Origin of the sequence: Microbacterium lacus, from assembly GCF_044794305.1 — a bacterium.
Taxonomy (GTDB): domain Bacteria; phylum Actinomycetota; class Actinomycetes; order Actinomycetales; family Microbacteriaceae; genus Microbacterium; species Microbacterium lacus_B.
The window spans coordinates 1,988,420-2,000,146 of the sequence record NZ_CP084996.1; the positions used below are offsets into that span (position 1 = coordinate 1,988,420).

Annotated in this window: 13 protein-coding genes; 3 read left to right on the top strand and 10 right to left on the bottom strand. The window is 65.8% G+C overall.

Going from position 1 to position 11,727, the window contains the following annotated elements:
- Positions 1–28: 28 nt before the first annotated feature.
- Positions 29–1,330 (bottom strand): DUF6379 domain-containing protein, encoded by a 1,302-nt coding sequence (locus LG299_RS09485; RefSeq protein WP_404429564.1) that lies wholly within the window; start codon positions 1,328–1,330, stop codon positions 29–31.
- Positions 1,331–1,611: 281 nt separating this feature from the next.
- Between LG299_RS09485 and LG299_RS09490 the strand changes: the two genes are divergently transcribed.
- Entirely contained in the window at positions 1,612–1,875 is a 264-nt protein-coding gene (locus tag LG299_RS09490) for an AbrB/MazE/SpoVT family DNA-binding domain-containing protein (RefSeq protein WP_404429566.1), read from the top strand.
- Complete coding sequence (locus LG299_RS09495; RefSeq protein ID WP_404429568.1) at positions 1,875–2,300, top strand: PIN domain-containing protein; 426 nt, start codon at positions 1,875–1,877, stop codon at positions 2,298–2,300. Before LG299_RS09490 ends, LG299_RS09495 begins: the two co-directional genes overlap by 1 nt.
- Before the next feature lie 13 nt (positions 2,301–2,313).
- Here LG299_RS09495 and LG299_RS09500 read toward each other — a convergent pair whose 3' ends face one another.
- From LG299_RS09500 to LG299_RS09535, 8 genes are read right to left on the bottom strand one after another with little or no spacing between them, the layout of a single operon-like run.
- Positions 2,314–3,318, bottom strand: a complete 1,005-nt coding sequence (locus LG299_RS09500; protein ID WP_404429570.1) for an acyl-CoA thioesterase — start codon at positions 3,316–3,318, stop codon at positions 2,314–2,316.
- Positions 3,319–3,352: 34 nt separating this feature from the next.
- The gene (locus LG299_RS09505) at positions 3,353–4,030 is read right to left on the bottom strand and encodes a substrate-binding domain-containing protein (protein ID WP_404429572.1); all 678 of its coding nucleotides are present in this window, start codon (positions 4,028–4,030) and stop codon (positions 3,353–3,355) included.
- A 14-nt stretch (positions 4,031–4,044) separates the two neighbouring features.
- Positions 4,045–5,034: an aldo/keto reductase gene (locus LG299_RS09510; protein ID WP_404429574.1), complete on the bottom strand. Its 990-nt coding sequence runs from the start codon at positions 5,032–5,034 to the stop codon at positions 4,045–4,047.
- Positions 5,031–5,987 carry a Gfo/Idh/MocA family oxidoreductase gene (locus LG299_RS09515; RefSeq protein WP_404429576.1) on the bottom strand — a complete coding sequence of 319 codons (957 nt, stop codon included), beginning with the start codon at positions 5,985–5,987 and terminating at the stop codon, positions 5,031–5,033. Before LG299_RS09515 ends, LG299_RS09510 begins: the two co-directional genes overlap by 4 nt.
- Positions 5,988–6,014: 27 nt before the next feature.
- Positions 6,015–7,316 (bottom strand): protocatechuate 4,5-dioxygenase subunit alpha/beta, encoded by a 1,302-nt coding sequence (locus LG299_RS09520; protein ID WP_404429578.1) that lies wholly within the window; start codon positions 7,314–7,316, stop codon positions 6,015–6,017.
- 1 nt (position 7,317) lies between these two features.
- Positions 7,318–8,253 carry an amidohydrolase family protein gene (locus LG299_RS09525; protein ID WP_404429580.1) on the bottom strand — a complete coding sequence of 312 codons (936 nt, stop codon included), beginning with the start codon at positions 8,251–8,253 and terminating at the stop codon, positions 7,318–7,320.
- A 3-nt stretch (positions 8,254–8,256) separates the two neighbouring features.
- Entirely contained in the window at positions 8,257–8,949 is a 693-nt protein-coding gene (gene ligK / locus LG299_RS09530) for a 4-carboxy-4-hydroxy-2-oxoadipate aldolase/oxaloacetate decarboxylase (protein ID WP_404429582.1), read from the bottom strand.
- A gap of 9 nt (positions 8,950–8,958) precedes the next feature.
- Positions 8,959–9,987 (bottom strand): amidohydrolase family protein, encoded by a 1,029-nt coding sequence (locus tag LG299_RS09535; protein WP_404429584.1) that lies wholly within the window; start codon positions 9,985–9,987, stop codon positions 8,959–8,961.
- Between the two features lie 144 nt (positions 9,988–10,131).
- Between LG299_RS09535 and LG299_RS09540 the strand changes: the two genes are divergently transcribed.
- On the top strand, positions 10,132–11,040 hold the full coding sequence (locus tag LG299_RS09540; RefSeq protein ID WP_404429586.1) for a LysR substrate-binding domain-containing protein: 909 nt from the start codon (positions 10,132–10,134) through the stop codon (positions 11,038–11,040).
- Position 11,041: 1 nt separating this feature from the next.
- On the opposite strand, the gene LG299_RS09545 is transcribed toward LG299_RS09540, so the two are convergent.
- Positions 11,042–11,692 (bottom strand): hypothetical protein, encoded by a 651-nt coding sequence (locus LG299_RS09545; protein WP_404429588.1) that lies wholly within the window; start codon positions 11,690–11,692, stop codon positions 11,042–11,044.
- Positions 11,693–11,727 lie beyond the last annotated feature (35 nt).

Genomic DNA, 11,727 nt, shown 5'->3' on the forward strand with positions numbered 1-11,727 from the left:
TCCGCTCGCTCAGCACAAGTGCTGCAGCTCAGAGCGCGTCGGCGACCTGGCGCATCAGTGAGTGGTGGCGACGGACCTGTTCGATCGAGCGCCACGGTTCGCGTTCGCCCTCGTACTCACTGGAGAGGTATCCGGTGTAACCGGCATCGCGGATCGCGCGCAGGACCGGCTCCCACGGGATCTGCTGGTCTTCGAGGGTGTCGTCGATGTCGTGGAACTTCGCCTGGATGAACACGACATGCTCTGCGACGTCGGCGAAGTCGGCCGGGTCTACCCCGATGCCGTCGAGGAACGCGGGACGGTGCCCGGGCAGTTCACCGGGTTTCAGCGGAATCGGGCGGTCCTGGAAGATGCCGGTATCGATCAGGATGCCGAAGTGCTTGGTTCCGGTTCTCTTGATGAACTCGATGTACTCATCGACCACTTCGTGCTTGATCGGGGTCGGCGAGTGGATCTCGGGGCAGATGATCACGTCGAGCTCTTCGGCGAGCGGCAGCGACGCCTCGACGACCTCGGTCCAGATCGGGTGCGGCACGAGGTCGCTGGTGATGACACCGATCTTGGGTCGGACGAACCGGAACCCTAGACGCTTCGCCAGACGCAGGTCGCGCTGGAGGGCTTCGGCACCCTCTGCGACTGTCATGTCGCGACCGTTTGGACCACTGGAGTGCAGACGCGTGTCGATCCACGAGCCGTAGTTCGTGGGCTCGAGCCCGTAGGTCGAGAGCAGGCGGAACCAGTCGTCGACCCACTCCTGCGACGGGTTCGGGTAGTTCGGGATGTGGCCCTCGCCGAGGATCTCGATGCCGGTCGCGCCGATGTCGGCGATGCCGGCCATCGCCGTCTCGAGGTCGAGGACGGTGCCGTAGTCGCCCATGAAGCTGTACAGGCTCACCCCGTATTTGAAGGGTGCACCGGTCGCTTCGGGCGACAGCGCCATGCTCTTGGTGACCTTGTAGGTGGACGGCTGGTGTTCGACCGGGATGTACGACATACGCAGGCGCAGCTCGATCGAGACCTCATGGATGCCGTCGGGCAGGCCGCCGGGGTGCGGCACCGTGACGATGGCCGCTTCTTCGAGGGGCCACCGGACTCCGTCGCTCTCCCAGAGTTCGGTGAGCGTGTAGGTCTGGCCTTGCAACGTCCACAGCGGCACGTCGGCGGCAACGTCGACGTGCCCTGCGACCGTGATGGCGACCCCATCGATGAGGGATGCGGTCATCCCCCGGTAAGAGGGCATCCGCAGTCGCAGCTGGAAGCCGGTGATGACACCGTCCTCGCGCACGTTGCGAAATCCGACGGATTGGATGAGGTCTCGCTCGAGGAGCATGGAGGCGACTCTCTGCAGAAGGGCGACCACGGTGTCTCGTTCGATCGACCGTGACCAGACGACGCAACATCACGTCGTGTCTCCACGCTATCGCGCTTTGTCTGTTTCTCGCATAAGTGTGCGTGATGCGCGCGTAACCATGACGGATGCTGCAACGTAACCATGACGGATGCTGCAACCTCGCCGCGCAAGGCAGAGCCCTTCCGCTGGTCGTGTCACGGCACTGTTCCCTTACCTATCCGTCATGAGTAAGCTTATTGTGCTAACCGAAAGGAATCGCCATGGCAACTGCGACGATGACCAGCAAGGGCCAGATCACCGTTCCGAAAGAGGTGCGCGACGATCTGAACCTTGTTGCGGGCTCCAAAGTGATGTTCGTGAAGCTGTCGGGCGGGCAGTACCGGCTCATCGCGCGGACCGGGCGCATTCAAGACCTCGCCGGCATGCTCTACGACCCCGATAGGCCAGCACTCACGATTGAAGAGATCAATAACGCGATAGCCGAAGGCGGTGCCGAGAGCGGCCTTCGAGGCATGGCCAACTGATGGCGATCTTCGGCCTCGATGCGCAACTTACCGGCATCGACACCAATGTGCTGTTGCGCTACCTGGTTCGCGACAATGAGGCGCAGTTCGAACTCGCTTCAGGCTTCTTCGACGACCTTTCGGACGAGTCTCGGGGGTTTGTCACGCAGGTGACTCTCGCAGAAGTCGCGTGGGTGCTCTCGCGTAGCTATCGATTCGCAAAGCATGAATGCCTGGCCGTCATCCGCAGTCTCGTCGAGACCGAAGTGCTCGAGTTCGACGATGGCGAGACCGTCGTGCGCGCGCTCACACTCGCAGAGGAGGGTGCCGACTTCGCCGACGCCCTGATCCAGGCGAACATGGAACTCTTCGGCGCCACCAAGACGGTCACGTTCGATCAGGATGCTGCGGAGCGTTTGGGCTGGCGGCTCTTGACGCCGGCCTGAGCCCGGCGCAAATCTACGGCTCGAGCGTGAGCGAGGCCGCGAGCGGCACGATGGTTTCGCGCAAGCGGATGATCTCGCGCGCGTGTTCATGCAACCGCACATCTTCAGCGAGGGCCGGCTCCCACTGCGGAACGGCGAGCGAGACGCCGCTGTGGTCCGGCACGACGAACACGCTCAGACACTGAGTCGTGAGCACGAGATCGTTCGGCGTGCGCGGGTCGGCCGTCGAAACCCGCGTGCTGATGTGCATGCTGTGCGGCCCGGTGAGGATGATGCGCGCCTCGACCTCGACGAGCTCGCCGATGCGCACGGGCGCGAGAAAGTGGATGCCGCCCGAGTACACCCCGATCGCGTGATCGGCCAGATCGGCCTCACCCATCCATCCCACCGCGCAGGCGTAGGCGGCTTCGTCGATCCAGCGCATGACCGTGCCGCCGTGGGCTTTTCCGCCGAAGTTCACCACGCTCGTCGGGACGAGAAACCGCAAAGTCGTGCGGGGAGCACCCGTCGCGTCGGTGTATTCCTCATCAAGCATGAGCCGCTTGATCTGGGCACGAGTGTCCATCCGCTCGAGCGCCGCGTCGGCGAGCTTGCGGTCAGAGCGTGAGATCGGCGTCCACTCGGGCACGCCTGTGGGTCTACCGTCAGCCCCCTTGGCCACGAAGATCAAGATGCAGGTCGTCGCGGGCGTGTACATGCGCGTGCTGACTTCAGCGGACGACACCGTGACAACCACGTGCATGCTCGTACGGCCCGTGTGCACGACACGGGCCTGCACCTCGATCAGACTGTCGGGCGGAATCGGACGGCGATGCCGCACATTGCCGACATACGCCGTGACGCAATAGGTGCCGGCCCAGCCGACCGCGCACGCGAAGCCGGCCTTGTCGATCCACTCCATGACGCTTCCGGCAGCGACCGACCGGCCTCCGGCCGCGGTGTCGGCGGGCGTTGCGAGAAACCGCAGCACCACGCGGTCATCGCGGGCAGACGCGCGGGGCTCGGTCGAGGTGCTCACGGCGCCAGCATAGCCAGAGCACAGTCAGCCCCGGTCACGCCGTATCGAAGCCGTGGCCAGCGACGAGCGGAGCTGTGGCGCTGACGAAGAAGTTCAGGATGCTGCGGGCCTCCGCCGCGTCCGACGCCTCGGTCGCGACCGCCCCCGAGAAGACGGTGTCGATCGCACAGTCCGCAGGAAGTACACCGAGGATGCGCACCCCCGGCTGGCCAGCGAGCTCACTGAGCTGCTGAAAGCCCAGGTCGACCTCGCCGTCGGCCAGCAGTCCGGCGACGGGAACGCCAGGACGCGCCTGCACGAGCCGTTCGCCGATCTCGGCCGTCATCCCCCACCCCTCGATCATTTCGAGCAGCGCGATCCCGCTCGGCCCGGTCGAGTAGCCGACGCGGGTTGCCGCGCGAAGCGCACCCTTCACACCGTCCGCGTCGCCGAAGGCGGGCATGCCGGGGGTCACCGCCATCGCGTCGGAGTGGGACGGGACGGCAATGGCGACCTGGGAACGGACGAGCGGGGTGAGGGATGCCTCGTCCACGTGACCTTCTACGGCCAGGCGCTGCAGGGCATCCGAGGCGAGAAAGACGAGGTCGACCCGTTCTCCGGCCGATACGCGCGCGGCGGCCTCCACCCCTCCGACGGATTCGAGCGTGACCTCCGGGAGTCCCGCCGCGGTCGCGGCCTCGATCAGCTCCCCCAGGAGGTGACGAGTCGCCATCGACGAAATCGCCCTCATGGCACGTCGTCGAAACGATCGGCATCGAAGGTCTCGGCGTCGACCTCCTTCGCCTGAGGTGCCGGATACCGCGGCCCGGTGACGGTGGTGCTGTTGATGAGCTCTCCCGCCCGTTCGAGCACTGCCGCGTCGACATGAACGCTGAGCGTCGTGTGGTTCTCGCGTGCGTGCTCAATGCGCGTCGTCCCCGGAATCGGAACGACGTGGTCGCCGCGCGAGAGAAGCCAGGCAAGCGCGAGCTGCGCGGGCGTGCACCCGGCATCGACCGCCAACGCGCGCCACGACGGCAACAGGGCAGCGTTAGCCGGCCAGTTCTCTGGCTGGAAGCGCGGCATCGCACGCCGGATGTCTCCGCTGACGAACTCGTCGGGGTCGTGCACGACATCGGCGAGAAACCCGCGCGCTGTCGGCGAGAACGCGACGAGTGCTGCCCCGGATTCTCGCGTGGCCTCGAGCATCCCCAGTTCGGGGTTGCGGCTCCAGAGCGAGTATTCATTCTGGACCGCGGCGATCGGGGCGACCTGCTGCGCTTCGCGCAGGCGCGGGACTGAGACCTCTGACAGTCCGATCGCGCCGATCTTGCCGGCGGCGACCATCTCGGCGAGCGCTCCGACGCTCTCGCCGATCGGCACGCCTTTGTCCCACCTGTGCAGGTAGTACAGGTCGATGTGGTCGACGCCCAATCGCTGCAGCGATGCGTCCACCTGAGCGCGCAGCGTCGCGGGACGACCGTCGATCTTCTTCTTGCCGTCCACCTGGGCCATGCCACCCTTGCTGGCGAGGAGCACGTCGTCGCGCCGGCCGGCGATCGCCTCACCGACAAGCTCTTCGTTGCGGCCGTTGCCGTAGAACGTGGCGGTGTCCAGCATCCGGATTCCGTCGTCGAGCGCCGCGCGCACCAGACGGATTCCCTCGTCGACCGGTGGCGCGGTGCCGTACGCGTGACTCAGCGACATGCAGCCGAGCCCCATGCGGGGCATCTTCATGCGAGCTGTTCCTCGAGGGCCCCCAGCACGCGGTAGCAGTCGATCACCTGGCGAATCGACGAGTTCGGCTCGCGCCCTTCACGGATCGCGGTGATGAACTCGCGGTCCTGCAGCTCGATCCCGTTCATGCTCACCGCCACCTTCGACACGTCGATCTGCTCGTCCCGGCCGTTGTAAAGGTCGTCGTAGCGGGCGACATAGGTCGCCGTATCGCCGATGTAGCGGAAGAACGTCCCGAACGGCCCGTCGTTGTTGAACGACAGCGACAGCGTGCAGATGGCGCCGGACTCGGCGACGAGCTGGATCGACATGTCCATCGCGATGCCGAGATCGGGGTGGATCGGCCCCTGCACGGCGTTGGCGCGGACGATCTTGCCCGCCTGGTAAGCGAACAGGTCCACGGTGTGCGCGGCGTGGTGCCAGAGAAGGTGGTCGGTCCACGACCGCGCCTCACCCTTGGCGTTGGTGTTCGTGCGGCGGAAGAAGTAGGTCTGCACGTCCATCTGCTGCACCGCGAACTCGCCGGCGGCGATCCTGTTGTGCACCCACTGATGCGAAGGGTTGAAGCGGCGCGTGTGCCCCACCATTGCGATGCGGTCGGATGCCTCGGACGCTGCGAGCGTCGCTTCGGCGTCGGCGAGCGAATCGGCCAAGGGAATCTCGACCTGGACGTGCTTGCCTGCGGCGAGCGCCGCCTGCGTCTGCGCGGCGTGCATCTGCGTCGGGGTCGCCAGGATGACGGCATCCACATCGTCCCGTTCGAGAACGGCCTCGTAGCTCAGCACCGCAACCGGCACGCCGTACTTGTCGGCCACCGCCTGAGTCGGCTCCGGCCGAGTGCCGCTGACGACCGTGACTTCGGCATCCGGGATCTCGGCGAGCGCGTCCAGGTGCTTCATTCCGAACGCGCCGGCTGCGCCGACGACTGCGATCCGCACTTTGTCGTGGGTCATGTTCTTTGCCTCCTCAGCGGATGGTACTCAGGCCGTCGGGTTGGACAGCACCAGGTGTCCGACCGCGGTGTTGGATGCGGGCACGTGGTAGAAACGGTGGTTCAACTCGGGCGCGTCTCCGCCGAACTGGTCGTCCATGGCGCCGCGGGCGATCAGCCAGTCGACCAGCTCGATGCCCTCGGAACCGGCCTCGTCGACGTACTCCATGTGGTCCCACTCGCTGAGTCCGAGCGGGTCGGCGATGAGGTGGTCGAGGAACGCGTTGTCCCACTCCTCGTTGATGAGGCCGGCACGGGGTCCCTGCAACTGGTGGCTCATTCCTCCCGTGCCCCAGATCTGCACGTTGAGCGGCTCACCGTCCCACTTGTCGAGCGCCCGGCGCACAGCCCGGCCGAGTTCGTAGCACCGGCGACCCGACGGAACCGGATACTGCACGACGTTGACCGCGAGCGGAATGACCTTGCACGGCCACTCCTCCACATCTCCGAAGACGAGGGAGAGCGGCACGGTGAGCCCATGGTCGACGACCATCTCGTTGACGAGAGTGAGGTCGAAGTCATCCTGGATGACCGACTGCGCGATGTGCGAGGCGAGCTCGGGAAAGCCCTTCACATCGGGCACGGGGCGCGGCCCGTAACCCTCGTCGGCGACGGGGTAGTGCGCTCCGGTGCCCAGCACGAACGTGGGGATGATCGACGAATCGAACGCAGTCGCGTGGTCGTTGTAGACGAGGATCACGACGTCGGGGGTGTTCTCCTTCGCCCACTGGCGCGTCCACTCGTAGCCCGAGAAGACCTTCTTCCAGTAGGGCTCTTCGGTCTTTCCTAGGTCCATCGCCGCACCGATCGCCGGAACGTGTGACGTGAAGAGCGCAGACGAGAAGCGCGCCGGGGCCTCCGGCCGCATGACATCGGACTTCTCGCCGCGCTGCGGAGGCGTCCACCCGTCGAGGTCTTTCAGGCGGTTGCCCTCGGGGCGCCGACCGCCACCGATCATCATGTCGCGGTAGGCAGCCTCCGACATTCCGGTCATGGAACCTGCCATCTGCTGGAAGCTCAGTCCGTGCGTCGCACCGATCTTGCTCAGGAAGTAGATGTTGCCGCCTTCGGCGATGCAGGTGTTGAGGTCGAGGTCGAGCACCGCCTGTCGCTGCACCGGGGTGAGCGGCCATTCGTCAAGGTACGCCTCGCGGTCGGCGAGGTAGCGCTCGCGGTTCTCCGGCTTCATGAGCGACATCGAGAACTGGTTGAGGTGGTAGCCCTTTCGGGCCTGGTCGGCATCGAAGATCGTCGTGCCGGGAACGTCCTTGTACGGCTTGTCGAGAGCCATGTCATTCTCCTTCGGGCCAGTAGAGTCGGCGGGGATTATCCACGAGCAGAGCAGTCTGCAGCTCGGGAGTGAGCGCGATCTGAGGGATGTAGTCGACCAGAAGCCCGTCATCGGGCATGTGGTCCTTCAGGTTCGGGTGTGGCCAGTCGGTGCCCCAGAGCACGCGATCCGGAAACTCCTCGACAACACGTCGAGCGAAGGGCACGACGTCGGTGTACGCGTGCTGCTCGCCATCCAGAGCCCGGGGGCCTGCGACCGAGAGCCGCTCGGGGCACGAGACCTTGGTCCAGACATTGGGGTTCTCGCGCATGAACCTCAAGAAGAGTCCGAACTCCGGCCCATCCGGGTCCTTGGTGACATCGGGCCGGCCCATGTGGTCGACGACGACGTCGGTCGGGATCGCAGAGAAGAAGCCGTACAGTTCGGGCAGGTCTTCGGCCTCGAAGTAGATGACGACGTGCCATCCGAGCGGCGCGATCTTCGCGACGATCTCGTCCAGCTCATCGGTATCGAGGCGGTCGACGAGGCGCTTGACGAAGTTGAAGCGGACGCCTCGGACGCCGGCGTCGTGCATTTCGGCCAGGTCTTCGGCTGTCACATCACGGTAGACGGTGGCGACGCCGCGGGCGCGGCCCTCGCTGCGACGCAAAGCATCCACCAGCGCACGATTGTCGGCACCGTGGCACGTGGCCTGCACGATGACGTTGCGGTCGAACCCGAGCTGGTCACGCAGGGCGAAGAGCTGATCCGCGGATGCATCGCACGGGGTGTACTTGCGCTCGGGCGCATAGGGAAACTGCTCGCCGGGCCCGAACACATGACAGTGCGCGTCGACCGCACCCTCGGGCAGAGCGAACGAGGGGCGTGACGGGCCGTCGTACCAGTCGAGCCAGCCCGCGGTCTTGGTGAAGCCACCGCTCGTGTCACCGTGCGCCATCGCTCAGTCCTCCACGTACGTGAGGCCCGCGGCCGCGAGCGGTTCGCGCATGCCGTACAGATCGAGACCGAGAACTCCGTCTCGGAACTTCTCGCGCTTGCCGGTTTCGTTCGCTTCGCGGGCGGCGGATGCGTCGGCCACCGCCGCGACGAGAAGCCGAGGAACGACCACCACACCGTCGACATCCGCGACGACGACGTCGCCGGGGTTCACGAGGGCGTTCGCGACGACGACAGGAACGTTGACCGAGCCGAGGGTGGCCTTGACGGTGCCCTTCGAGTTGATCGCTCGCGAGAAGACCGGGAAGCCCATCTCTTCGAGGTCGGCGACGTCGCGGACGCCGCCGTCGATGACGAGTCCTTTGCAACCGCGTGCCATCAACGAGGTGGCCAGCAGGTCACCGAAGAACCCGTCTTCACTCTCGGTCGTGCATCCTGCGATGACGACGTCACCCTCCTGCACCTGCTCGGCGGCGACGTGGAACATCCAGTTGTCGCCCGGTTGCAACAGCACGGTCACGGCCGGACCGCACAGTTTTGCGCCTTTGTATATGGGCCGGATGTAAGGGCGAAGCAGGCCGACGCGTCCCATCGCCTCGTGGATGGTCGCAACACCGAACTGCGACAGCCGTGCCACGGCTTCGGCGTCGGGACGCTCGATGTTGGTCCGGACGATGCCCAAGTCGTTGAGTCTCATGAAGTTCCCTCACAGCCCTCGGGCAGTCAGTGCGCGGTCCAGGCGCGGGTAGATGCGGCGGGCGTTGCCCTCGAACACCTGCGCGCGTTCCGCATCCGTCAGATTCGGCGTCGCGTCGACGTAGCGCTTGGTGTCGTCGAAGTAGTGTCCGGTGCGCGGGTCGACGTCACGGACGGCGCCGATCATCTCGCTGGCGAACAGGATGTTGTCGGTGGGGATGACGGTGGTGAGCAGGTCGATGCCGGGCTGGTGGTAGACGCACGTATCGAAGAACACGTTGCCCAGCAGGTGCTCTTCGAGCTCGGGCTTCTTCAGCGCCATCGCGAGTCCGCGGAACCGACCCCAGTGGTACGGCACCGCGCCGCCGCCATGCGGGATCACGAATTTCAGATCGGGGAAGTCGCGGAACAGGTCGCCCTTGAGCAGCTGCATGAAGGCAGTGGTGTCGGCGCCCAGATAGTGGTCGCCGGTGGTGTGGAACTGTGGCTTGCACGAGGTGCTGACGTGGATCATCGCGGGGAGCGCGTATTCGACGAGCTTCTCGTAGATCGGGTACCACGAGCGATCGGTGAGCGGCGGCGAGGTCCACAGGCCGCCGGAGGGATCGGGGTTCAGGTTGACGGTGACCGCGCCGAGCTCTTCGACCGCGCGCGTGATCTCGGCGACGGTGGTTTCGGGCGCAGCCCCCGGCGACTGGGGAAGCATGGCGCCCATCAGGAACCGGTCGGGATACAGCTCGCTCACGCGGGCGCACAGGTCGTTGCAGATGCGGGCCCACGTCTGACTGACGGCGAGGTCGCCGATGTGGTGTGCCATGAAAGAGGCGCGCGGACTGAACACGGTGACGTCGCTGCCGCGTTCGTCCATCAGCTTCAGCTGGTTCGCCTCGATCGTGTCGCGGATCTGGTCGTCGCTGATGCGGAGGGCAGCCGGGTCGGGCGCGTCTCCACCGTTCTCGGCGAAGGCGATCTGCAGATCCCGCCACTCACCCAGCGCCGCGGGAGCGGTCGTGTAGTGACCGTGGATGTCGATGATCATCGCGAGTCCTTGTCGGTGTGGGCGCGGCCCCGGCTGCGCACATGCGCGGCAACGGCGCCGAACCTCGATACTCCCGACTTTAGGTCGGGGACTTCATCTAGTCCAATAGATTCCGATGACGCCCTGCATAGATAGCATCTATTCATGTCCCTCGCCGATCTGAACCAGCTGCGCACCTTCGTGGTGCTGTACGAGTTGCGAAACCTGACGGCCGTTGCCGAGCGTCTCCACGTCACCCAACCGACCGTCAGCTACACGTTGGGAAGGCTGAGACAACGCTTCTCCGATGATCTGTTCCGTCGCGAAGGACACGTGATGGTGCCGACCCCACGAGCAACCCAGCTCTTCGGGCCACTCCATGAGGCGCTCGCACAGATCGACGCCACCGTCGACGACTCGCGCACCTTTGCCCCCGCGACTTTCACCGGCGAACTCACCCTCGGGCTGACCTCCATCGGCGAGCAGACCTTCCTCCCGCCGATCATGGCCGCGATCGGCCATGAGGCACCCGGCCTCCACCTCCAGGTCGAGAGGCTCGATGCCACTCAGGTCGAAGAAGAGGTCGTCCGCGGCGCGATCGACGTCGCGATCACCGTGTCTCTGATGAGCACACCACGGCTCTGGCGCACGCCGGTGCGTGGGGTCGAGTACGTCGCACTCTCTTCGCGAGACCACCCCCTCCCGGCACCGGCGCCCGACATGTTCGCCGGCCGTCGCTTCGTTCGGGTGTCAGCGCGCGGCGGTCACACTTTTCCGCTGCAGGCACTGGTCGAACACGGCCTCATGCCTCAAGTCGCCCTCACCGTCGAGGAGTACGCCACCGTACCCGCGGTGCTCGTGTCGACTGATCTCGTGGTCATGCTTCCGCGCCATGTGGCCGAGGTGTTCTGCGGCTGGTTCCCCGGCCTGCGGATCGCCGAACTGCCGTGGCCGGGGCAGAGTTCCCCGGTCGCGATCTACTCGCGACGCGAGACGAGCTTGACTCCCGCGCAGACGTGGTTCCGCCGGCTGGTTCAGGATGCTGTGGCGTCAGGCGATTTCTTGGGCGACTGAATCAGCGGGAGGGGCGGTTCCAACTGGCCTTGGCCGGGAACATCGGGCTGCGCACATGGATCGACCAGGTCGAGTGCGGATGCGTGGTGAGAATTGCTCGCTCCCACCATGCCCGAGCTTCATCAGACAGCTGAGGCAACACAGCATCCTTGTCCAGATCGTCCTCCGGCCGCGGGCGCAATGCCTTCCAGACGAGTTGCACCTCGGGTGCGCCGGTCGGGATGCCGTCGACGTCGACCACGGCACGGTCCCAGGGAAGTTGCAGGCGCGGGTCGCGCCGGTACATCCACACGTCGTTGGTTCCGTCTTCGACGTTCACCCTCAACACCCACGCGCCCTGGACGTCATCGAAAATATCGACCGGTTGAAGGTCTTCGCCCTCCGGCGCATCACGGAACGGGATGATGTCGCCACCGACGAGCACCCAGGCGGAGAGGTGCGCGGGAAGGCCGGCGACGAGCGGTGCCAGATCCTGCGTCGTCGTCGACACGTCCGCGTTCGGTCGCACCCTGGTCGCTCGACCGAGCCAGTGATCGAGGGCGACTCCGCCAGACAGCCACCAGCGCGCCGATGCCGATGCGAGCACGTCTGCGATCTGCGCGGGCGTGAACGGCGCCCACGGTGTCGCGGCGTTCGGCGCGGATGAGCTCATACAGCGAACCTACCTCGGCACGTTGCCGCAGCATC

Bases quoted from the DNA above. Each gene is read 5' to 3' on its own strand.
- LG299_RS09485 (WP_404429564.1), bottom strand. From the start codon at position 1,330: ATGCTCCTCGAGCGAGACCTCATCCAATCCGTCGGATTTCGCAACGTG.
- LG299_RS09490 (WP_404429566.1), top strand. From the start codon at position 1,612: ATGGCAACTGCGACGATGACCAGCAAGGGCCAGATCACCGTTCCGAAA.
- LG299_RS09495 (WP_404429568.1), top strand. From the start codon at position 1,875: ATGGCGATCTTCGGCCTCGATGCGCAACTTACCGGCATCGACACCAAT.
- LG299_RS09505 (WP_404429572.1), bottom strand. From the start codon at position 4,030: ATGGCGACTCGTCACCTCCTGGGGGAGCTGATCGAGGCCGCGACCGCG.
- LG299_RS09510 (WP_404429574.1), bottom strand. From the start codon at position 5,034: ATGAAGATGCCCCGCATGGGGCTCGGCTGCATGTCGCTGAGTCACGCG.
- LG299_RS09515 (WP_404429576.1), bottom strand. From the start codon at position 5,987: ATGACCCACGACAAAGTGCGGATCGCAGTCGTCGGCGCAGCCGGCGCG.
- LG299_RS09520 (WP_404429578.1), bottom strand. From the start codon at position 7,316: ATGGCTCTCGACAAGCCGTACAAGGACGTTCCCGGCACGACGATCTTC.
- LG299_RS09525 (WP_404429580.1), bottom strand. From the start codon at position 8,253: ATGGCGCACGGTGACACGAGCGGTGGCTTCACCAAGACCGCGGGCTGG.
- ligK (WP_404429582.1), bottom strand. From the start codon at position 8,949: ATGAGACTCAACGACTTGGGCATCGTCCGGACCAACATCGAGCGTCCC.
- LG299_RS09535 (WP_404429584.1), bottom strand. From the start codon at position 9,987: ATGATCATCGACATCCACGGTCACTACACGACCGCTCCCGCGGCGCTG.
- LG299_RS09540 (WP_404429586.1), top strand. From the start codon at position 10,132: ATGTCCCTCGCCGATCTGAACCAGCTGCGCACCTTCGTGGTGCTGTAC.
- LG299_RS09545 (WP_404429588.1), bottom strand. From the start codon at position 11,692: ATGAGCTCATCCGCGCCGAACGCCGCGACACCGTGGGCGCCGTTCACG.